General features: G+C 63.4%; 17 protein-coding genes. 9 read left to right on the top strand and 8 right to left on the bottom strand.

The window, feature by feature from the left end; translation table 11 throughout:
* The first annotated feature begins 3 nt into the window (after nt 1–3).
* Both recF and gyrB read left to right on the top strand, forming a co-directional pair.
* Nucleotides 4–1,107 carry a DNA replication/repair protein RecF gene (gene recF, locus NJG22_RS04025; protein WP_217851602.1) on the top strand — a complete coding sequence of 368 codons (1,104 nt, stop codon included), beginning with the start codon at nt 4–6 and terminating at the stop codon, nt 1,105–1,107.
* 4 nt (nt 1,108–1,111) lie between these two features.
* The gene (gyrB, locus tag NJG22_RS04030; RefSeq protein ID WP_253092751.1) at nt 1,112–3,532 is read left to right on the top strand and encodes a DNA topoisomerase (ATP-hydrolyzing) subunit B; all 2,421 of its coding nucleotides are present in this window, start codon (nt 1,112–1,114) and stop codon (nt 3,530–3,532) included.
* Between the two features lie 78 nt (nt 3,533–3,610).
* Here the strand turns inward: gyrB and NJG22_RS04035 are convergent, their stop codons facing one another.
* Nucleotides 3,611–4,912 (bottom strand): sigma 54-interacting transcriptional regulator, encoded by a 1,302-nt coding sequence (locus tag NJG22_RS04035; RefSeq protein ID WP_253092753.1) that lies wholly within the window; start codon nt 4,910–4,912, stop codon nt 3,611–3,613.
* 246 nt (nt 4,913–5,158) lie between these two features.
* Here NJG22_RS04035 and NJG22_RS04040 point away from each other — a divergent pair, with 246 nt between their 5' ends.
* The 3 genes from NJG22_RS04040 to NJG22_RS04050 are packed head-to-tail and all read left to right on the top strand — an operon-like array spanning nt 5,159 to nt 8,180.
* Nucleotides 5,159–6,043, top strand: a complete 885-nt coding sequence (locus NJG22_RS04040) for an MBL fold metallo-hydrolase (protein ID WP_253092755.1) — start codon at nt 5,159–5,161, stop codon at nt 6,041–6,043.
* Nucleotides 6,044–6,084: 41 nt separating this feature from the next.
* Nucleotides 6,085–7,365 carry an FAD/NAD(P)-binding oxidoreductase gene (locus tag NJG22_RS04045; RefSeq protein ID WP_253092757.1) on the top strand — a complete coding sequence of 427 codons (1,281 nt, stop codon included), beginning with the start codon at nt 6,085–6,087 and terminating at the stop codon, nt 7,363–7,365.
* Complete coding sequence (locus NJG22_RS04050) at nt 7,362–8,180, top strand: sulfite exporter TauE/SafE family protein (RefSeq protein ID WP_253092759.1); 819 nt, start codon at nt 7,362–7,364, stop codon at nt 8,178–8,180. Before NJG22_RS04045 ends, NJG22_RS04050 begins: the two co-directional genes overlap by 4 nt.
* On the opposite strand, the gene NJG22_RS04055 is transcribed toward NJG22_RS04050, so the two are convergent.
* Nucleotides 8,169–9,056: a LysR family transcriptional regulator gene (locus NJG22_RS04055; protein WP_253092761.1), complete on the bottom strand. Its 888-nt coding sequence runs from the start codon at nt 9,054–9,056 to the stop codon at nt 8,169–8,171. The two genes, NJG22_RS04050 and NJG22_RS04055, sit on opposite strands and share 12 nt — an antisense overlap.
* 154 nt (nt 9,057–9,210) lie before the next feature.
* Here NJG22_RS04055 and NJG22_RS04060 point away from each other — a divergent pair, with 154 nt between their 5' ends.
* Nucleotides 9,211–10,860, top strand: coding sequence for a GMC family oxidoreductase N-terminal domain-containing protein (locus NJG22_RS04060; RefSeq protein WP_253092763.1), 1,650 nt, complete (start codon nt 9,211–9,213; stop codon nt 10,858–10,860).
* Nucleotides 10,861–10,957: 97 nt separating this feature from the next.
* Nucleotides 10,958–12,577: an MFS transporter gene (locus tag NJG22_RS04065; protein WP_253092766.1), complete on the top strand. Its 1,620-nt coding sequence runs from the start codon at nt 10,958–10,960 to the stop codon at nt 12,575–12,577.
* Nucleotides 12,578–12,769: 192 nt separating this feature from the next.
* Here NJG22_RS04065 and NJG22_RS04070 read toward each other — a convergent pair whose 3' ends face one another.
* From NJG22_RS04070 to glyQ, 4 genes are all read right to left on the bottom strand, one after another.
* Nucleotides 12,770–13,540, bottom strand: coding sequence for a lysophospholipid acyltransferase family protein (locus tag NJG22_RS04070; protein WP_253092768.1), 771 nt, complete (start codon nt 13,538–13,540; stop codon nt 12,770–12,772).
* 66 nt (nt 13,541–13,606) lie between these two features.
* Nucleotides 13,607–14,134: a D-glycero-beta-D-manno-heptose 1,7-bisphosphate 7-phosphatase gene (gmhB, locus tag NJG22_RS04075; RefSeq protein WP_253092770.1), complete on the bottom strand. Its 528-nt coding sequence runs from the start codon at nt 14,132–14,134 to the stop codon at nt 13,607–13,609.
* 4 nt (nt 14,135–14,138) lie between these two features.
* Complete coding sequence (gene glyS / locus NJG22_RS04080) at nt 14,139–16,193, bottom strand: glycine--tRNA ligase subunit beta (RefSeq protein WP_253092772.1); 2,055 nt, start codon at nt 16,191–16,193, stop codon at nt 14,139–14,141.
* Complete coding sequence (gene glyQ / locus NJG22_RS04085) at nt 16,190–17,137, bottom strand: glycine--tRNA ligase subunit alpha (protein WP_011531473.1); 948 nt, start codon at nt 17,135–17,137, stop codon at nt 16,190–16,192. The genes glyS and glyQ overlap by 4 nt, the downstream gene beginning before the upstream one ends.
* 84 nt (nt 17,138–17,221) lie before the next feature.
* On the opposite strand from glyQ, the gene NJG22_RS04090 reads away from it, so the two are divergent.
* Both NJG22_RS04090 and NJG22_RS04095 read left to right on the top strand, forming a co-directional pair.
* Entirely contained in the window at nt 17,222–17,773 is a 552-nt protein-coding gene (locus NJG22_RS04090; protein ID WP_253092774.1) for a DNA-3-methyladenine glycosylase I, read from the top strand.
* Between the two features lie 41 nt (nt 17,774–17,814).
* Nucleotides 17,815–18,702, top strand: coding sequence for a lysophospholipid acyltransferase (locus tag NJG22_RS04095; RefSeq protein ID WP_253092777.1), 888 nt, complete (start codon nt 17,815–17,817; stop codon nt 18,700–18,702).
* Nucleotides 18,703–18,818: 116 nt separating this feature from the next.
* On the opposite strand, the gene NJG22_RS04100 is transcribed toward NJG22_RS04095, so the two are convergent.
* On the bottom strand, nt 18,819–19,127 hold the full coding sequence (locus NJG22_RS04100) for a tetratricopeptide repeat protein (RefSeq protein WP_253092778.1): 309 nt from the start codon (nt 19,125–19,127) through the stop codon (nt 18,819–18,821).
* 11 nt (nt 19,128–19,138) lie between these two features.
* Complete coding sequence (gene trkA, locus NJG22_RS04105; RefSeq protein WP_217851576.1) at nt 19,139–20,512, bottom strand: Trk system potassium transporter TrkA; 1,374 nt, start codon at nt 20,510–20,512, stop codon at nt 19,139–19,141.
* Nucleotides 20,513–20,531: the final 19 nt, after the last annotated feature.

Consider the following 20,531-nt stretch of genomic DNA (forward strand, 5'->3'; position numbering starts at 1 on the left):
GACATGTCCCTTCGACGTCTTTCGGTCACCGCGGTGCGAAACCTGCACCCGGTGACCCTCTCACCCTCCCCCCGCATCAACATCCTTTACGGCGCCAACGGCAGTGGCAAGACCAGCGTGCTCGAAGCCGTGCACCTGCTTGGGCTGGCGCGCTCGTTCCGCAGTACCCGCTTGAACCCAGTCATCCAGTACGAGCAACCGACCTGCACAGTGTTCGGCCAGGTCGAACTGGCCGAGGGTGGCACCAGCAATCTTGGGGTTTCGCGGGAGCGGCAAGGTGAGTTCACCATTCGCATTGACGGCCAGAATGCGCGCAGTGCCGCGCAACTGGCCGAAATGCTGCCGCTGCAACTGATCAACCCGGACAGTTTCAGGCTGCTGGAAGGCGCGCCGAAGGTACGCCGCCAGTTCCTCGATTGGGGGGTGTTCCACGTGGAACCGCGCTTCATGGCCACTTGGCAGCGCCTGCAGAAGGCCCTGCGGCAGCGGAACTCGTGGCTGCGGCATGGTACACTGGACGCCGTTTCGCAAGCCGCCTGGGATCGGGAGCTTTGCCTCGCCAGTGCGGAAATAGATGAATACCGTCGCAACTACATCAAGGCCTTGAAGCCCGTCTTCGAGCAGACCCTGAGCGAGCTGGTCGAACTGGACGGGCTGACCCTGAGCTACTACCGCGGCTGGGATAAGGACCGGGAACTCAACGAAGTCCTCGCCACCTCCCTGCTTCGCGATCAGCAGATGGGCCATACCCAGGCCGGTCCCCAGCGCGCCGATCTACGCCTGCGATTGGGCGCGAACAACGCAGCTGACATTCTTTCGCGGGGCCAGCAAAAGCTGGTGGTGTGTGCCCTGCGAATTGCCCAAGGGCATCTGGTCAGCCAGGTTCGCCGCGGCCAGTGTATTTATCTGGTGGATGACTTGCCGTCCGAACTGGACGAGCAGCATCGCCGTGCCCTGTGCCGCTTGCTAGAAGAATTGAACTGCCAGGTGTTCATCACCTGTGTAGACCACGAATTTCTGAGGGAAGGCTGGCAGACGGAAACGCCAGTCGCCTTGTTCCACGTGGAACAAGGCCGTATCACCCAGACCCACGACCATCGGGAGTGAAGGCATGAGCGAAAATCAAACGTACGACTCCTCCAGCATCAAGGTGCTGAAAGGGCTGGATGCCGTACGCAAACGTCCCGGCATGTACATTGGCGACACCGATGACGGCAGCGGCCTGCACCACATGGTGTTCGAGGTGGTCGACAACTCGATCGACGAAGCCCTGGCCGGGCACTGCGATGACATCACCGTCATCATTCACCCGGACGAATCCATCAGCGTCCGTGACAACGGCCGCGGTATTCCGGTCGACGTGCATAAAGAAGAAGGCGTTTCCGCAGCCGAGGTCATCATGACCGTGCTGCACGCCGGCGGTAAGTTCGACGACAACTCCTATAAGGTATCCGGCGGTCTGCACGGTGTAGGTGTGTCGGTGGTGAACGCCCTGTCCGAAAAACTGGTGCTCACCGTTCGCCGTAGCGGCAAGATCTGGGAACAGACCTACGTGCACGGTGTGCCACAAGCGCCAATGGCGGTGGTGGGTGATAGCGAAACCACCGGTACCCACATCCACTTCAAGCCTTCGGCCGAGACCTTCAAGAATATTCACTTCAGCTGGGACATCCTCGCCAAGCGTATTCGCGAGCTGTCGTTCCTGAACTCCGGCGTCGGCATCCTGTTGAAGGACGAGCGCTCCGGCAAGGAAGAGTTCTTCCGTTACGAAGGTGGCCTGCGCGCATTCGTCGAATACCTCAATACCAACAAGACCCCGGTCAACTCCCAGGTCTTCCACTTCAATGTCCAGCGTGACGATGGCGTGGGTGTTGAGGTTGCTCTGCAGTGGAACGACAGCTTCAACGAAAACCTGCTGTGCTTCACCAACAACATTCCGCAGCGCGACGGTGGTACCCACCTGGTCGGCTTCCGTTCCTCGCTGACCCGTAGCCTTAACAGCTACATCGAGCAGGAAGGCCTGGCCAAGAAGAACAAGGTTGCCACCACCGGTGACGACGCCCGCGAAGGCCTGACCGCGATCATTTCGGTCAAGGTGCCGGATCCGAAGTTCAGTTCGCAGACCAAGGACAAGCTGGTTTCCTCGGAGGTGAAGACCGCCGTGGAACAGGAGATGAACAAGTACTTCGCCGACTTCCTGTTGGAAAACCCCAACGAAGCCAAGGCCGTGGTCGGCAAGATGATCGATGCCGCTCGTGCCCGTGAAGCCGCGCGCAAGGCCCGTGAGATGACCCGCCGCAAAGGCGCGCTGGACATCGCCGGCCTGCCGGGCAAGCTGGCCGACTGCCAGGAGAAGGACCCTGCTCTTTCCGAACTCTACCTGGTGGAGGGTGACTCCGCGGGTGGTTCGGCCAAGCAAGGCCGTAACCGACGCACCCAGGCGATCCTGCCGCTGAAGGGCAAGATCCTCAACGTCGAGAAGGCACGCTTCGACAAGATGATCTCCTCCCAGGAGGTCGGCACCTTGATCACTGCCCTGGGCTGTGGCATCGGCCGCGAAGAGTACAACATCGACAAGCTGCGTTATCACAACATCATCATCATGACCGATGCTGACGTCGACGGTTCGCACATCCGTACCCTGCTGCTGACCTTCTTCTTCCGTCAGTTGCCAGAGCTGGTCGAGCGTGGCTACATCTATATCGCCCAGCCACCGCTGTACAAGGTGAAGAAAGGCAAGCAGGAGCAGTACATCAAGGATGACGAGGCCATGGAAGAATACATGACCCAGTCGGCCCTGGAAGATGCCAGCCTGCACCTGGACGAGTCGGCACCCGCGGTATCCGGCGTTCAGCTCGAGGCGTTGGTCAATGAATTCCGCAACGTGATGAAGACGCTCAAGCGCCTGTCGCGCCTGTACCCGCAGGAGCTGACCGAGCATTTCATCTACCTGCCGGAAGTCACCCAGGAGCAACTGGCCAACCAGGCGGACATGCAAGCCTGGCTGGACAAGTTCCAGGAGCGCCTGAACAACAGCCAGAAATCTGGCCTGAGCTACGTGGCCCGCCTGCGCGAAGACAAGGAACGCAATATCTGGCTGCCGGAAGTGGAAATCACCTCCCATGGCCTGGCCAGCTACGTCACCTTCAACCGTGAGTTCTTCGGCAGCAACGATTACCGTTCCGTGGTCGTCCTCGGAGCCAAGCTCGGCACCCTGCTGGGCGAAGGCGCCTACGTGCAGCGTGGCGAACGTCGCAAGGCGGTCACCGAGTTCAAGGAAGGCTTGGACTGGCTGATGAACGAGAGCACCAAGCGTCATACCATCCAGCGCTATAAAGGGCTGGGTGAGATGAACCCGGACCAGCTGTGGGAAACCACCATGGATCCGACTGTGCGCCGTATGCTCAAGGTGACCATCGAAGACGCCATTGCCGCTGACCAGCTGTTCAACACCCTGATGGGGGATGCGGTTGAGCCACGTCGCGACTTCATTGAAAGCAATGCGTTGTCGGTGTCCAACCTGGACTTCTGATCAGCTGCAGGCAGTACAAAAAAGACCAACCCGCAAGGGTTGGTTTTTTTTTCATCCGCAAGAATGTTCCACGTGGAACTACGACAAGCCAAGTGTTTTCAATCGACGGTAAAGCGTGCGCTCGCTCATGCCCAAATACTCGGCCAGTTCACTGCGTGAGCCTTTGAAGGTCTCCAGGGCGTGGGCCAGGTCGGCCATTTCGCTGATGCCACGGCTGCGTGTGCCGGATGTTTTGGCCACTGAATAGACCTCTTCGGGAAGATGCTCAGGCCGGATCAAACCGTCATCGGCGAACAACCGGGCGCGCTCGAGGATGTTGCGCAGCTCACGGATGTTACCTGGGAATGTATGCAGACCAAGACGTTTGAGCGCTTCGCTCGACACCTTGGGCGCTTGTTTGCCCGCCATGCGCTGTAACAGGCTCTCACAGAGCAACGGCAAATCCTCGACCCGCTCGCGCAACGATGGCAGCCGAATCGGAAATCCGCTGATGCGGTAATACAGGTCTTCCCGGAAGGTCCCTTCGCTGGCCATCTCTTTCAATGGCTTGTGTGTCGCCGACACCAGACGGAAATCCGAATGAACGGTGCGGGTGCTGCCCACCGGGCGGAAGCTGCCAGACTCGATCAGGCGCAGTAACTTCACCTGCATGGTTAGTGGCACCTCGCCGATTTCGTCGAGGAACAAGGTACCTCCGTGAGCGGCCTCGGCCAGGCCGATCTTGCGCTGGGTGGCACCGGTGAAGGCGCCCTTCTCGTAGCCGAACAACTCGCTCTCGAACAACGATTCGGTCAGCCCGGTGCAGTCGACCACCACCAGCGGCCCGTTGGCTCGGGGGCTACCCAGGTGCAAGGCCCGGGCGAACAGCTCCTTGCCGGTGCCCGACTCACCTTGCAGCAGTACCGGGATCTGCGCCGGAGCGGCTCGCTGCAAACTGGCCACCGCGCTCTTGAACGCAGGAGCGCGCCCTACCAGGCCTTGCTCCTGGGGCTGGGCGGACGCCAGGGTGACGCTGGTCAGGCGTTCGACAAAGGCCACTACCCTGCCCTGGTCATCGAGGATCGGCCGCAGTTCCACGTCCACATGTTCCGGACCGCGCGGCGTGTGATGGATGTGCAGTACGCGCTCGGGCAACTTGCTGTCCAGTGACTTGCGCAGTGGGCAGTGTTCGCCGGCCTGGTCGCAAGGCACGGCATAGTGGTGCGAAACCCGATGGCACTTCTCGCCGATCGGCGCATGTGCCTCGCTACCGAACTGGCGACGGTAGGCGGCGTTGGCGGCGAGGATGTTGTAGTCGGTATCGAGCACGATGCTGGGCAGCACATCGTGTTCAAGGTAAGACACCAGTGCGAGGATCGCAGGATGGGGAGCAGCTAGCATGACAGCACCAGATGAAGGACCTGGCGAGGGTAGCAAGGACTGCCAAACACTGCCATTGGCTGACAGTCGTCTGCCAGCAACTGTCACCCTCGGCTGTCAGATCGGGGGCTGCTGCGCAGCCCATCGCGGCACAAGGCCGCGCCTACAGGGGGCGGCGGTCATCGGAAAGGCATGGCATGTATCTTGATAAAGCAATCTCCACTGCCTATGCCTTCAAGGAGGCCCGGTGGATAACTGGAGAGTGCAATGATCATCGGCAACAACCTTCACGTCGAAGAATTCTTCGACAAAGCGACCTCGACCATCAGCTACCTGGTGATGGATGGCGAGACCCGCCAGTGCGCGCTGATCGACAGCGTGCTGGATTACGACCCCAAGTCCGGGCGTACCTGCACCGTTTCGGCAGACAAACTGATTGCCCGGGTCGAAGCGTTGGGCGCCAAGGTGCAGTGGATTCTGGATACCCACGTGCATGCCGACCATCTGTCGGCGGCGGCCTATCTCAAGGCGCAACTTGGCGGCAGCATCGCCATCGGTGCGCAGATCACCCAGGTGCAGAAAGTCTTCGGCACCCTGTTCAACGCCGAGCCTGGCTTCGCCCGCGATGGTAGCCAGTTCGATGTGCTGTTGGTCGATGAAGAAGGCTTTCGCATCGGCAACCTGCATGCCCGTGCCCTGCATACCCCTGGGCACACGCCCGCATGCATGAGCTACATGGTCGAGGACGCAGGTGAAATCGCGGTATTCGTCGGTGACACGCTGTTCACGCCCGACTACGGTACCGCCCGCTGCGATTTCCCCGGCGCCAGTGCGCGAACCTTGTACCGTTCGATCCGTCGTCTGCTCGCCTTCCCCGACCAGACCCGGCTGTTCATGTGCCACGACTACTTGCCCGGTGGCCGCGAGCTGCGGTTCATGACCACCGTGGCCGAACAGCGCGCCAACAACATCCATATCCATGAAGGCGTCAGCGAAGACAGCTTCGTCGAGATGCGCGAAGCCCGCGACAAGACCCTCGACATGCCCGTGCTGATCCTGCCCTCGGTGCAGATCAACATGCGCAGCGGGCAGTTCCCCGAGCCCGAAGCGAACGGCGTGAGCTACCTGAAAATTCCGCTGAACACGTTGTAAGCCACGCTGCACCCATAACGAGAGTCAAAGGAACACTTGCCATGCCTGCCCTGCTGCCCCCTACCGATACCTCCCGTGCCGACCACCATAAGGTGGTGATTGTCGGCGCCGGTGCCGCTGGTATCGCCACCGCCTCGAGCCTGATAGCCCGCGACCCGTCGCTGGATATCGCCCTGATCGATCCCGCCGAGGTGCACTACTACCAACCCGGCTGGACCATGGTCGGTGCCGGCGTGTTCAAGGCCCCGAGCACCGCCCACACCATGGCTGCCACCCTGCCCCGCGGCGTGCGCTGGATCAAGGCGCGGGTCGAGGGCTTCGACCCGCAAGGGCAATTGGTCATCCTCGACGATGGCCGCGCCGTCAGCTATGAACAACTGGTGGTCTGCCCAGGGTTGAAGCTGGATTGGCAGGCTATCGAAGGCCTCGGCGAAACCCTCGGGCGCAACGGCGTCACCTCCAACTATCGCTACGACCTGGCGCCCTATACCTGGCAACTGGTACAGAACCTCAAGCAAGGCCGGGCCCTGTTCACCCAGCCGCCGATGCCGATCAAATGCGCCGGCGCGCCGCAGAAGGCGTTGTACCTGTCCTGCGACCACTGGCTGCGCCACGGCCATCTCGGTAACGTGCGCGCCAGCTTCTTCAATGCCGGTGCCGTGCTGTTCGGGGTGCCCGACTATGTGCCGGCGCTGATGAGCTACATCGACAAGTACGGCGTGGACCTGAACTACCAGCATCGCCTGACGGCGGTGGATGGTCCGAACAAGCGCGCCACGTTCATCCGTACCCTCCCCGACGGCAGCAGCGAGACTCGCGTCGAAACCTTCGACATGCTGCACGTGGTACCGCCACAGGTGGCGCCGGATTTCATCCGCCACAGCCCACTGGCCGATGCCGCCGGCTGGGTGGACGTCGACCCGCATACCCTGCGCCACCGCCAGTTCGGCAATGTCCACGCGCTGGGCGACGTGGCCAATACCAGCAATGCCAAGACCGCCGCCGCGGCGCGCAAGCAGGCGCCAGTGGTGGCCAACAATGTACTGGTGGCGCTCGGTCGCTTGTCGACCTTGGCCCAGTACGATGGCTACGGCTCCTGCCCGTTGACCGTGGAGCGCGGCAAGATCGTCCTGGCCGAGTTCACCTACGGCGGCAAGGTCGCGCCGAGCTTCCCGCGTTGGTTGCTCGATGGCCGCAAGCCCACCCGCCTGGCCTGGTTGCTCAAGGCGCAGATCCTGCCACCGCTGTACTGGAAGGCCATGCTCAAGGGCCGGGAATGGTTGGCCAAGCCACAACCCTTGCTGGTCGAGGCGTCGCAGTGATCGAACAGCAACTGCTGGGCGCCGGTCTCGGGACGATCATTGGCGCGGTACTGGCGTTGACCGGTGCCGGCGGTGGAATCCTCGCCGTGCCGCTGCTGGTGTTCGGGCTTGGCCTGAGCATGGTCGAGGCAGCGCCGATCGGTTTGCTGGCCGTGGGCCTGGCGGCTGCGGTCGGTGCTTTGCTCGGCCTGCGCCAAGGCTTGGTGCGCTATCGGGCGGCACTGTTCATCGCGCTGATCGGCATCGCCTGTGCGCCGCTCGGGCTGATGTTGGCGCACCAGTTACCCAACACACCGTTGGCGCTGGTTTTCGCCGCTGTGCTGGTCTACGCCTGCCGGCGTATCTGGTGCAAGGCCGCGCGCGAGTTGCGTGGGCAGCCGCCCTGTGGCGAGCGGCAGATCATGCCCTGCGTGCTCAACCCGTTGCAGGGGCGCCTGCGCTGGACCCTGCCCTGCGCTCGGGCGCTGGCATTCACCGGGATGCTCTCGGGGTTGTTGTCGGGGTTGCTGGGCGTGGGGGGTGGCTTCGTCATCATCCCGGCCTTGAACCGCTATACCAACCTGGACATGAAAAGCATCGTCGCCACTTCGCTGGCGGTGATCGCCCTGGTGTCCACCGGCAGTGTGGTCAGCGCCAGCGTGGCCGGGGTCCTGCACTGGTGGGTCGGCACGCCGTTCGCCGTGGGTGCGGTGCTCGGCCTGTTGCTGGCCAGGCCCTTGGCCAGCAAGCTGGCCGGCCCACGCCTGCAGCAGCTGTTCGCGGTTGCAGGTTGCTGCGCTGCCGTGTTGCTGGCTGGCAAGGCGCTACTCGGCTAGCAGCGCAGCCTGCTCGGCGGCGCACAGCGCCAGCAGATAGTCCCACACCACCCGCAGGCGTACCGACTTGTGCAGTTCGCGGCGGGTGCAGATCCAGTAGCTGCGCTGGAGGGTTTCGCTGGGCAGCACGCGCACCAGCTTCGGGTCGTGCCCGGCCATGTAGTTGGGCAGCACGGCGATACCTAGCCCAGCCTGGGCGGCATGCTGCTGGGCGATCACGCTGGTGCTGCGAAACACCACGTTTGGTGCCCGGCAAAAACTGTTGAGCAATAGCAGCTCCTGGCTGAATAGCAGGTCGTCGACATAGCCGATCCAGCTGTGCCGGGCCAGATCCTCGCGGCTGTGCAGTGGTGGTGCGCGGTCCAGGTAGTCCTGGCTGGCGTACAAGGCCAGGCGATAGTCGGTGAGCTTGCGGGTGATCAACAGGTCGGCAGCGGGGCGCTCCAGGTGGATGCTGATCTCGGCTTCGCGGTTGAGGATGCTGACGAAACGCGGCACGGCCACCAGCTCCACCTCCAGCCCCGGGTAGCGTTGGAACAGCGACTTCATGCGCGGGGTGAAGAACATGATGCCGATGCCCTCGGTGACCCCCAGGCGGATCTTGCCCAGCGGGGTGATGGCCTGGGTGATCTCTTCCTGCGCCAGCAGCGCGGTATTCTCCATGGCCTCGGCATGCTTGAGCAGGGCCTGGCCGGAGGGGGTGAGTTCGTAGCCTTGGGCATGCTGGACGAACAGCGCGGTGCCCAGGTGCTTCTCGATGCTCTCGATATGCCGGGCCACGGTGCTGTGGGTGGTGTTAAGTCGCTTGGCAGCGGTCAGCAGGCGGCCGCTGCGCTGCAACTCGAGGAAAAACCGCAGATCGTTCCAGTCGAACATCGAGCATCCTTGTCCAGGCATTCTGAGGCCCCGCGATGGGGTCGGAACGTTGTGCTAAAACGCACAACGGCTGCGCGAAATCTCGTGTTTCCCCGGCGAAAATAATCAATAAGATGGGTCGGGACAAGAATAATAATCAGGCGCGAGGTTGCACATGCCATCAGCCGATTCTGTCTACGACTACGTGGTCGTGGGTGCCGGTCCTGCCGGATGCCTGCTGGCCAACCGCTTGTCCGCCGACCCTGCCTGCCGCGTCCTGCTGCTCGAGGCCGGTGGCCGCGACAACTACCCGTGGATTCACGTCCCGGTCGGTTATCTCTACTGCATCGGCAACCCACGCACCGACTGGTGCTTAAAGACCGAGGCCCAGCCCGGCCTGAACGGGCGTGTCCTGGGTTATCCGCGCGGCAAGGTGCTGGGCGGCTGCTCATCGATCAACGGCATGATCTACATGCGTGGCCAGGCCGCCGACTATGATCGCTGGGCCGAGCAAGGCAACGACGGCTGGGCCTGGAAAGATGTACTACCGCTGTTCAAGGCCTGCGAAAACCACTTTGCCGGCGCCAGCGACAGTCACGGCGCCGATGGCGAGTGGCGGGTCGAGCAGCAGCGCTACAGCTGGCCGATCCTCGATGCTTTCCGCGATGCCGCCGAGCAGAGCGGCATCGCCAAGGTTGCCGACTTCAACACCGGCGACAACGCAGGGTGTGGATACTTTCAGGTCAACCAGCGCAGCGGTGTGCGCTGGAACTCGGCCAAGGCATTCCTGCGGCCTATCCGCCAGCGCCCCAACTTGACCGTGCTGACCGGCGTGCAGGTCGACCAGGTGCTGCTCAGCAACACCCGGGCCCATGCCGTGAAGGCACGTTGGCAAGGCGCGTGGCATGAGTTCGGCGCCCGCCGCGAGATCATCCTGTGCGCAGGCGCCGTGGGTTCGCCCGGTATCCTGCAGCGCTCCGGCATCGGCCCGCGCAAGTTGCTCGAAGGCCTGGGCATTGCGGTGCGTCACGACATGCCCGGCGTGGGTGGCAATCTGCAGGACCACCTGCAACTGCGGCTGATCTACCAGATCCAGAACACCCGCACGCTCAACCAGATGGCCAACAGCCTGTGGGGCAAACTGGGCATGGGCCTACGCTACGCCTTCGACCGCAGCGGCCCGCTGGCCATGGCGCCGAGCCAGTTGGGCGCGTTCGTGCGTTCAGGCCCGGAACAGGCCACCGCCAACCTGCAGTACCACGTGCAGCCGTTGTCGCTGGAGCGCTTCGGCGAGCCGCTGCATCGCTTCCCGGCCTTCACTGCCTCGGTATGCAACCTGCGTCCGGCCAGTCGCGGGCGTATCGATATCCGCTCGGCGGACATGGCCGCCGCGCCATTGATCGACCCCAACTACCTCAGCGACCCCGAGGACCTGCGCGTCGCCGCCGACGCCATCCGCCTCACCCGGCGCATCGTCCAGGCGCCGGCCCTGGCCGCCTTCGAACCCCGTGAGTACCTGCCCGCCCCTGCCCTGCACAGCGAAGCAGACCTGCACCAGGCCGCCGGGCAGATCGGGACCACCATCTTCCATCCGGTGGGCACCTGCCGCATGGGCGGTGGCGCCCTCGACGTGGTCGACAGCCAGCTGCGCGTGCACGGCATCCCTGGGCTGCGCGTGGCCGACGCCTCGATCATGCCGCAGATCGTCTCCGGCAATACCTGTTCACCCACGTTGATGATCGCCGAGAAGGCGGCGCAACTGATCCTCAAGGGCGCGCATACACAGACCCACCTCAGCGACAGCAACGCGATACCGACGCCCTGACCCGGGTGTGTGCAACACCGGCGACCTGCGGTCGGAGGTCGCCGACAGTGGAACAACAAGAATAATCACTGTGGCCCACGGGCCGAGGACAGCAACGATGTCGGACTACATCCAGGAGCAAGGTGCGGCGGTCACCCGCGACAGCCGCCGTGAGGAACGCAAGATCATTTTCGCCTCATCCCTCGGGACGGTGTTCGAGTGGTATGACTTTTTTCTCTATGGCGCCCTGGCGGCGGTGATCAGCAAGCAGTTCTTCGCTGGGGTCAACGACACCACCGCCTTCATCTTCGCCCTGATGGCCTTCGCCGCCGGCTTCCTGGTGCGCCCGTTCGGCGCGCTGGTGTTCGGCCGGCTGGGTGACATGATCGGGCGCAAGTACACCTTCCTGGTGACCATCGTGCTGATGGGCCTGTCGACCTTCGCGGTCGGCCTGCTGCCTACCTACGCCAGCATCGGTATCGCCGCGCCGATCATCCTCGTGGTGCTGCGCATGCTCCAGGGCCTGGCCCTGGGCGGTGAATACGGCGGCGCCGCCACCTATGTGGCCGAGCACGCGCCACCCGGCAAGCGCGGTTTCCACACCGGTTTCATCCAGTCCACCGCCACCCTGGGCCTGCTGTTGTCTTTGACCGTGGTGCTCGCCAGCCGTTACATCAGCGGCGATCAGTTCGAGACCTGGGGCTGGCGCCTGCCGTTCCTGCTTTCGATCTTCCTGCTGGCGATTTCCACCTGGATCCGCATGAGCATGCACGAGTCGCCGGCCTTCGTGAAAATGAAGGCCCAGGGCAAGGTGAGCAAGTCGCCGATCCGCGAGTCCTTCACCTCCTGGCCGAACCTCAAGGTGGTGCTCACGGCGTTGTTCAGCATCAATGCCGGGCAGGCGGTGACCTTCTACACCGCGCAGTTCTACGTGCTGTTCTTCATGACCCAGATGCTCAAGATGGACCCGGCCCAGGCCAATACCCTGCTGATCATCAGCGTGGTGATCGGCGCGCCGTTCTTCGTGTTCTTCGGCTGGCTGTCGGACCGCATCGGGCGCAAGCCGATCCTGATGGTCGGCCTGTTGCTGGCGACGCTGTGCTACTTCCCGATGTTCAAGGCCCTGAGCCACTACGCCAACCCGCAGATCGACGCGGCCAGCCGCCAGGCACCGATCGTGGTCAGCGCCGACCCGCAAGGCTGCACCTTCCAGTTCGACCCGGTGGGCAAGGCGCGTTTCGACAGCCCTTGCGACAAGGTCAAGACGTTCCTGGTCAAGCAGGGCCTGCCCTACAGTTCGGTGGAGACTGCCGGCAGTGGGGTCAGCGTGAGCATTGGCGACAAGACCATCAGTGGCTTCGACGAAGCAGCCATGCGCAGTGCCATCGATGCCGCCGGCTACCCGGCCAAGGCTGACCCGGCCCACGTCAACCAGGTGATGGTGGTGGTGGTGATCGTCGCCATGATCCTGATCGCCACCATGACCTACGGGCCACTGGCGGCGGTGATGGTCGAGCTGTTCCCCACGCGCATTCGCTACACCTCGATGTCCCTGCCCTACCATATCGGCAATGGCTGGTTCGGCGGCTTCCTGCCGACGGTATCGTTCGCGCTGGTGGTGTACACCGGGGATATCTTCTACGGCCTGTGGTACCCGGTGCTGATCACCGGGGTGAGCCTGGTGGTGGGGATCTTCTGCCTGAAAGAGACCAAGGATGTGGATATCGACAAGGTGTGAGGTGGCGCTGGGGATATCACCTGGGAGCCCACAAAAAAAACCGGCGTAAAAGCCGGTTTTTTTATCGCGCGAAAAAACTTATGCACGATTTTCGAAAAAACGTCATACAGAGAAATAAATAGCTAATTCAAACACTTAGCTATCAATCGAGACGTTTAATCCAAAAATTACTAACAACTTATCCACAAAACGTCAGGCGCGCTGCTGTTCCGGCTTTTCCGCCGCGGGCGGCAATGAGCCCATGGCCCGTTGGGCCGCCTCGTTCCACGCCTGGGCACGGTCGTTCAGCTCGGCGATGGCCCGTGGCCCGGTGCCTTCGGGGTACATCGGCTCGCCAATCACCACCTCGATGGTGCCTGGGCGCTTGCCCCAGCCCTCGCGCGGCCAGAACTTGCCGGCGTTGTGGGCGATCGGCAGCACGGGCAGCCCGGCGTTCACCGCCAACGCAGTACCGCCACGGGAGAACTTGCCGATCTGGCCGTGGGGCACGCGGGTGCCTTCGGGGAAAATCAGCACCCAGGTGCCCTGCTTGAGCAACTCGTCGCCTTGGCTGGCGACCTGGCGCAGGGCCTCCTTGGGGTTCTTCCGGTCGATGGCGATCGGCCGCAGCATCGCCATGGCCCAGCCAAAGAACGGCACGTACAGCAGTTCGCGCTTGAGCACCTGGCTCAGCGGCGAGAAGTACGCCGAGAGCAAGAACGTCTCCCAGGTGCTCTGGTGGTTCGACAGGATCACGCAAGGCACTTTCGGCACATGCTCAGCGCCAGTGATCTTGTAGTTGATGCCCAGGATCGTACGCACCAGAAACAATGCGCAGCGGCACCAGTACACATTGATGAACTTGTAGCGCTTGGGGAACGGCAGGAAAGGCGCGACGAAGAAGCTCAGCGAGCACCACAGCAGCGAACTGGTGCCCAACAGCAGGTAAAAAAGAAAGATTCTGATCGCCTGCAGGATCGACATAGTGGCATGTACCGTTGCGGGGCATGGCCCGCCTAATGAAAAGTGCGCCGGTCAAGGCGCACCCTTTTAAATAAGTTCTCTGGCGATGGCTGCCAGATCGTCGAAAATCAGTGTAGTTTCCGGAACGCCCTTTGCCAGGGTTCGCTCGCCCTTGCCGGTTTTTACCAGCACGGGTTGTGCATCGACGGCCAGGGCCGCCTCCAGGTCACCTTTACTGTCGCCGACGAACCACACGCCGGCCAGGGGAACCTGGTAGTGCTCGGCGATCGCCCGCAGCATGCCGGGCTTGGGCTTGCGGCAATCGCAGCCTTGGTCCGGGCCGTGCGGGCAATGCACGATGAAACCGACCTCGCCACCCTGCTCGGCCACCAGCGCGCGCAGACGCGCGTGCATGGCCTCGAGGGTCGCCAGCGGGTAGTAGCCACGGGCAATGCCGGACTGGTTGGTGGCAACAGCCACCGTCCAGCCCGCCTTGCTCAACTGCGCGATGGCCTCGATCGAGCCGGGAATGGGGATCCACTCCTCCAGCGACTTGATGTAGGCGTCGGAGTCATGGTTGATCACTCCGTCTCGATCAAGAATCAGCAGTTTCAACGGCTTACCCCAGCAGCGAGATATCGGCCACGCCCAGGAACAGACCGCGCAGGCGGCTGAGCAGGGCATAACGGTTGGCGCGTACCTTGGCGTCCTCGGCGTTCACCAGCACCGCCTCGAAGAAGGCGTCGACCGGATCGCGCAGCGCGGCCAGGCGAGCCAGCGCTTCGTTGTACTGACGCGCGGCGGCCATCGGTTGCACGGCCTGGTCGGCCTGCTGGATGGCCGAGTACAGCGAGAACTCGTTGGCGTTGTCGAAGTACTTCGGTTCGACCTGCTCGGCGATGGCGCCTTCGGCCTTGCCCAGCAGGTTCGACACGCGCTTGTTCGCCGCGGCCAGGGCCTCGGCTTCCGGCAGCTTGCGGAACGCCTGCACGGCCTGCACGCGCTGGTCGAAGTCCAGCGCCGAGCCGGGCTTGAGGGCACGCACCGACAGGTAGGTGGCGACGTCGATGCCTTCGTCTTCGTAACGCGCACGCAGGCGGTCGAAGATGAACTCCAGCACCTGCTCGGCCAGGCCGGCGGCCTTGACCTTGGCACCGAACTGCTTGACCGCGAACTCGACCGCGGCGGTCAGGTCCAGGTCCAGCTGTTTCTCGATCAGGATGCGCAGCACGCCCAGGGCGGCGCGACGCAGGGCATACGGGTCCTTGCTACCGGTGGGCAGCATGCCGATGCCGAAGATGCCGACCAGGGTGTCGAGCTTGTCGGCGATGGCCACGGCAGCACCGGTAAGGGTCTGCGGCAGCTCGGCACCGGCGCCACGCGGCATGTACTGCTCGTTCAGCGCCAGGGCGACGTCTTGCGGCTCGCCATCGTTGAGGGCGTAGTAGTAGCCGGCAATACCCTGCATCTCAGGGAATTCGCCGACCATTTCCGAGGCCAGGTCGCACTTGGACAACAAACCGGCACGGCCGGCGTTGGCGGCGCTGCCGCCGAGGTGCGGTGCAATGAACGCGGCCAGCTTGGAGACGCGCTCGGCCTTGTCGAACACGGTGCCCAGTTGTGCCTGGAACACCACGTTCTTCAGGCGCTCGTTGAAGCTTTCCAGCGGCTGCTTCTTGTCTTGCTTGAAGAAGAACTCGGCGTCGGTCAGGCGCGGGCGCACGACCTTCTCGTTACCTTCGACGATCTGTTTCGGATCGCGGCTTTCGACGTTGGCCACGGTGATGAAGCGCGGCAGCAGCTTGCCTTCGCTGTCCAGCAGGCAGAAGTACTTCTGGTTGTCCTGCATGGTAGTGATCAGGGCTTCCTGCGGCACCTCGAGGAAACGCTCCTCGAACGAGCACACCAGCGGCACCGGCCATTCGACCAGCGCGGTCACTTCGTCCAGCAACGCCGGCGGCACGATGGCCGTGCCTTCCTGCTGCATGGCCAGTTCCGCGGTGCGCTTGCTGATCAGCTCGCGACGCTCGGCGAAGTCGGCCAGCACGTGGGCCTTGCGCAGGTCCTCGACGTAGTTGGCCGGGGTGGTGATGAGTACGTTTTCCGGGTGGTGGAAGCGGTGGCCACGGGATTCACGGCCGGCCTTCTGCGCGAGGATGGTGCAGTCGACCACCTGATCGCCCAGCAGCATCACCAGCCACTGGGTTGGGCGCACGAACTCTTCGCGGCTGGCGCCCCAGTGCATGCGCTTGGGGATCGGCAGGTCGTTGAGCGAGTCTTCGACGATGGTTGGCAGCAGGCTGCTGGTGGCCTTGCCCGGGATGTGCTGGGAGAAGCGCAGCTTCGGGCCGCTCTGGTCGATGTCCGACAGCTCCACGCCGCACTTCTTGGCGAAGCCCAGGGCCGCCTGGGTCGGTTGGCCTTCGGCGTTGAATGCGGCCTGCAGGGGCGGGCCGTCGATGTTGATGCTGCGATCCGGCTGCTGCACGTCCAGCTGGCGGATCAATACCGCCAGGCGGCGCGGCGCGGCGTAGACCTGCTTGCCGGTGTAGTTCAGGCCAGCGGCCTGCAGGCCTTTCTCGATACCGGCGAGGAAGGCGTCGCCCAGCGAGGCGAGGGCCTTCGGCGGCAGCTCTTCGGTGCCCAGTTCAACCAGGAAATCTTGAGCACTCATTGTGCAGCCTCCAGCTTAGCCAACACTTCGTCACGCAATTCGGGGGACGCCATCGGGAAGCCCAGGCGCGCGCGGGCTTGCAGATAGCTTTGCGCCACGTCCCGGGCCAGGGTACGCACGCGCAGGATGTAGCGCTGGCGCTCGGTTACCGAGATGGCGCGGCGGGCGTCCAGCAGGTTGAAGGTGTGCGAGGCCTTCAGGACCATTTCGTAGGTCGGCAGCGGCAGGTCGAGCTTGATCAGGCGGTTCGCTTCGCTTTCGTAGAAGTCGAACAGTTCGAACAGCTTCTCGACGTTGGCGTGCTCGAAGTTGTAGGTCGACTGCTCCACTTCGTTCTGGTGGAACACGTCGCCGTAGGTGACCTTGCCGAACGGACCGTCGGCCCACACCAGGTCGTAGACCGAGTCCACGCCCTGCAGGTACATGGCCAGGCGCTCCAGGCCGTAGGTGATCTCACCGGTGACCGGGTAGCACTCGATGCCGCCGACCTGCTGGAAGTAGGTGAACTGGGTCACCTCCATGCCGTTCAGCCAGATTTCCCAGCCCAGGCCCCAGGCGCCGAGGGTCGGCGATTCCCAGTTGTCTTCGACGAAGCGGATATCGTGAACCAGCGGGTCCAGGCCGATGGCTTTCAGTGAGCCGAGGTACAGCTCCTGGAAGTTGGCCGGGTTCGGCTTGAGCACCACCTGGAACTGGTAGTAGTGCTGCAGGCGGTTGGGGTTTTCGCCATACCGCCCGTCGGCGGGGCGACGGCTGGGCTGCACATAGGCGGCGTTCCAGGTTTCTGGGCCCACGGCGCGCAGGAAGGTCGCGGTGTGGAAAGTGCCGGCGCCTACTTCCATATCGTAGGGCTGAAGCACCACACAACCTTGCTCGGCCCAGTAGTTCTGCAGGGCGAGGATCAGGTCTTGGAAGGTACGCACGGCTGGCGTAGGCTGGCTCACGAAATTCACCTGTATCTGGGGATGCGGATGTAAAGAGCGGGAGTATAACCCGATTCGCCTCGCCCTCTACGTTATTGGAGCCTTATGCCACGCTGCTTTTGGTGTTCCGACGATCCGTTGTATCAGGCCTATCACGACCATGAGTGGGGAACGCCGCAGCGCGACCCGGCGTTGCTCTTCGAGATGCTTTTGCTCGAAGGGTTCCAGGCGGGGTTGTCATGGATCACGGTGTTGAGAAAGCGCGAGCGCTATCGCCAGGTGCTGGACAACTTCGACCCGGTGAAACTGGCGGGCCTGAGCGACGCGCGCATCGAGGCGCTCATGCAGGACGCCGGCATCATCCGCAACCGCCTCAAGCTCAAGGCCGTGCGCCGCAACGCGCAGGCCTGGCTGGCTGTGGATAACCCCGCCGAGTGGCTGTGGTCGTTCGTCGGGGGCACGCCGAAGATCAACCATTTCACTGGCCGCAGCGAGGTCCCGGCGGTCACCGACGAGGCCAAGGCCATGAGCAAGGCCCTGCGCAAAGCCGGCTTTACCTTCGTTGGGCCGACCATCTGCTACGCCTTCATGCAGGCCACCGGCATGGTCATGGACCACACCACCGATTGCGATCGCTACGCCGCCTTGGTGCGCTGAGAGGTTACAATGCGCGCCTTGCTGAAATAAGGAATTCGCCTGTGGAAAAGTTCAAGGGCGCCCTGATGGTCGGGGTGCTGCGCCTGTTTGCCAAGCTGCCCTGGGGCGCTGTGCAGCGCGTCGGCGCCGGGATCGGCTGGCTGATGTGGAAAATCCCCAACGGCTCGCGCAATGTCGTGCGCATCAACCTGGCCAAGTGCTTCCCACAGATGGACCCGGCCGAGCGCGAGCAACTGGTCGGCCGTGCGCTGAAGGACATCGGCAAGTCGTTCGTCGAGAGCGCCTGCGCCTGGATCTGGCCGCCGCAGCGTTCGCTCGACCTGGTCAAGGAAGTGCACGGCCTGGAAGTGCTGGAGCAGGCCCTGGCCTCGGGCAAGGGCGTGGTCGGCATCACCAGTCACCTGGGCAACTGGGAAGTGCTCAATCACTTCTACTGCAACCAGTGCAAGCCGATCATCTTCTACCGCCCACCCAAGCTCAAGGCGGTGGATGACTTGCTGCGCGAGCAGCGGGTGCAGATGGGCAACCGCGTGGCGCCGTCGACCAAGGAAGGCATCCTCAGCGTGATCAAGGAAGTGCGCCGTGGCGGCCAGGTAGGGATTCCGGCCGACCCGGAGCCGGCGGAGTCTGCCGGCGTGTTCGTGCCGTTCCTCGGCACCCAGGCGCTGACCAGCAAGTTCGTGCCGAACATGCTCGCCGGCGGCAAGGCGGTCGGTGTGTTCCTGCATGCCCTGCGCTTGCCGGATGGCTCGGGCTTCAAGGTGTTCCTGGAGGCGGCGCCAGAGGCCATGTACAGCACCGACGTGAATGAATCGGCGGCGGCCATGAGCCAGGTGGTCGAGCGTTATGTGCGCGAGTACCCGAGCCAGTACATGTGGAGCATGAAGCGCTTCAAGAAGCGCCCGGCTGGCGAGCCGCGCTGGTATTGAGGACCTGGGGGCGCTTTGCGCCCCTTTCGCGACACAAGGCCGCTCCTACAGGTGACCGCGATCTCCTGTAGGAGCGGCCTTGTGTCGCGATGGGCTGCAAAGCAGCCCCGGCGATTTCAAGCCTTGTTCAGCTTCTTGAGAAAAACGGCCATCTCTTTCTCGGCCTGCTTGTCGCCATGGGCCTGCGCCGCGACGATCCCCTCCTCCCAGGCCTTGCGCGCGCCAGCCAGGTCGCCGCTGAGCTGATACGCCTTGCCCAGCAGCTTCCAGGCCGCCGAGTACTTCGGATCCTGCTGCACACAAGCTGCCAGGTGCAGCGCCGCTTCGGCGCCATTGCCCTCGTCCAGCCAGGCCTTGCCCAGGCCGAACCTCAGCAGCGGGTTGTCCACACCCTTGGCCAGCATTTTCTCCAGCGATTCGCGCATGCCCTTCCCTCCTAGAAGAAACTCAAGCCCACGTGGAACAGCTTCTCCACGTCGCGAATATGCTTCTTGTCCACCACGAACAGGATCACATGGTCGCCCGACTCGATCACGGTGTCGTCGTGGGCGATCATCACTTCGTCCTCGCGAATGATCGCGCCGATGGTCGTGCCCGGCGGCAGGTTGATGTCCTCGATGGCCTTGCCCACCACCTTGCTCGACTTCGAGTCACCGTGGGCCACCGCCTCGATGGCCTCGGCCGCGCCACGGCGCAGGGAGTGCACGCTGACGATGTCGCCACGGCGCACGTGGGCCAACAAGGTGCCGATGGTGGCCAGCTGCGGGCTGATGGCGATGTCGATGTCGCCGCCCTGTACCAGGTCGACGTAGGCCGGGTTGTTGATGATGGTCATCACCTTGCGCGCGCCCAGGCGCTTGGCCAGCAGCGACGCCATGATGTTGGCCTCGTCGTCGTTGGTCAGGGCCAGGAAGATATCGGCATCGGCGATGTTCTCCTCGAGCATCAGGTCCTTGTCCGACGCGCTGCCCTGCAGCACCACGGTGCTTTCCAGGGTGTCGGAGAGCTGCCGGCAGCGGGCCGGGTTCATCTCGATGATCTTCACCTGGTAGCGGCTCTCGATGGCCTCGGCCAGGCGTTCGCCGATCTGCCCGCCCCCGGCGATGACCACGCGCTTGTTGGTCTCGTCGATGCGTCGCAGCTCGCCCATCACCGCGCGGATGTCCTTCTTCGCGGCAATGAAGAACACTTCGTCGTCGGCTTCGATCACCGTGTCGCCTTGCGGGGTGATCGGCCGGTCGCGGCGGAAGATCGCCGCCACGCGGGTATCGACGTTGGGCATGTGCGCGCGGATCTGGCGCAGTTGCTGGCCTACCAGCGGCCCGCCGTAGTAGGCCCGGACCGCCACCAGCTGGGCCTTGCCCTCGGCGAAGTCGATCACCTGCAAGGAGCCGGGGTGTTCGATCAGGCGCTTGATGTAGTTGGTCACCACCTGCTCGGGGCTGATCAGCACGTCCACCGGGATATGGTCGTTGTCGAACAACTCCTCGCGGGTCAGGTAGGCCGATTCGCGTACCCGGGCGATCTTGGTCGGGGTGTGGAACAGCGAGTAGGCCACCTGGCAGGCGACCATGTTGGTCTCGTCGCTGTTGGTCACCGCCACCAGCATGTCGGCGTCGTCGGCACCGGCCTGGCGCAGCACTGTCGGCAGCGAGGCGCGGCCCTGCACGGTGCGGATGTCCAGGCGGTCGCCGAGGTCGCGCAGGCGCTCGCCATCGGTGTCGACCACGGTGATGTCGTTGGCTTCGCTGGCCAGGTGCTCGGCCAGCGTGCCGCCGACCTGCCCTGCGCCGAGGATGATGATCTTCATCCGCTACTCCCTACCCTTG

Source organism: Pseudomonas sp. VA159-2, from assembly GCF_024126635.1.
Lineage (GTDB): Bacteria > Pseudomonadota > Gammaproteobacteria > Pseudomonadales > Pseudomonadaceae > Aquipseudomonas > Aquipseudomonas muyukensis.

Bases quoted from the DNA above. Each gene is read 5' to 3' on its own strand.
- recF (WP_217851602.1), top strand. From the start codon at position 4: ATGTCCCTTCGACGTCTTTCGGTCACCGCGGTGCGAAACCTGCACCCG.
- gyrB (WP_253092751.1), top strand. From the start codon at position 1,112: ATGAGCGAAAATCAAACGTACGACTCCTCCAGCATCAAGGTGCTGAAA.
- NJG22_RS04035 (WP_253092753.1), bottom strand. From the start codon at position 4,912: ATGCTAGCTGCTCCCCATCCTGCGATCCTCGCACTGGTGTCTTACCTT.
- NJG22_RS04040 (WP_253092755.1), top strand. From the start codon at position 5,159: ATGATCATCGGCAACAACCTTCACGTCGAAGAATTCTTCGACAAAGCG.
- NJG22_RS04045 (WP_253092757.1), top strand. From the start codon at position 6,085: ATGCCTGCCCTGCTGCCCCCTACCGATACCTCCCGTGCCGACCACCAT.
- NJG22_RS04055 (WP_253092761.1), bottom strand. From the start codon at position 9,056: ATGTTCGACTGGAACGATCTGCGGTTTTTCCTCGAGTTGCAGCGCAGC.
- NJG22_RS04060 (WP_253092763.1), top strand. From the start codon at position 9,211: ATGCCATCAGCCGATTCTGTCTACGACTACGTGGTCGTGGGTGCCGGT.
- NJG22_RS04065 (WP_253092766.1), top strand. From the start codon at position 10,958: ATGTCGGACTACATCCAGGAGCAAGGTGCGGCGGTCACCCGCGACAGC.
- NJG22_RS04070 (WP_253092768.1), bottom strand. From the start codon at position 13,540: ATGTCGATCCTGCAGGCGATCAGAATCTTTCTTTTTTACCTGCTGTTG.
- glyS (WP_253092772.1), bottom strand. From the start codon at position 16,193: ATGAGTGCTCAAGATTTCCTGGTTGAACTGGGCACCGAAGAGCTGCCG.
- NJG22_RS04090 (WP_253092774.1), top strand. From the start codon at position 17,222: ATGCCACGCTGCTTTTGGTGTTCCGACGATCCGTTGTATCAGGCCTAT.
- NJG22_RS04100 (WP_253092778.1), bottom strand. From the start codon at position 19,127: ATGCGCGAATCGCTGGAGAAAATGCTGGCCAAGGGTGTGGACAACCCG.
- trkA (WP_217851576.1), bottom strand. From the start codon at position 20,512: ATGAAGATCATCATCCTCGGCGCAGGGCAGGTCGGCGGCACGCTGGCC.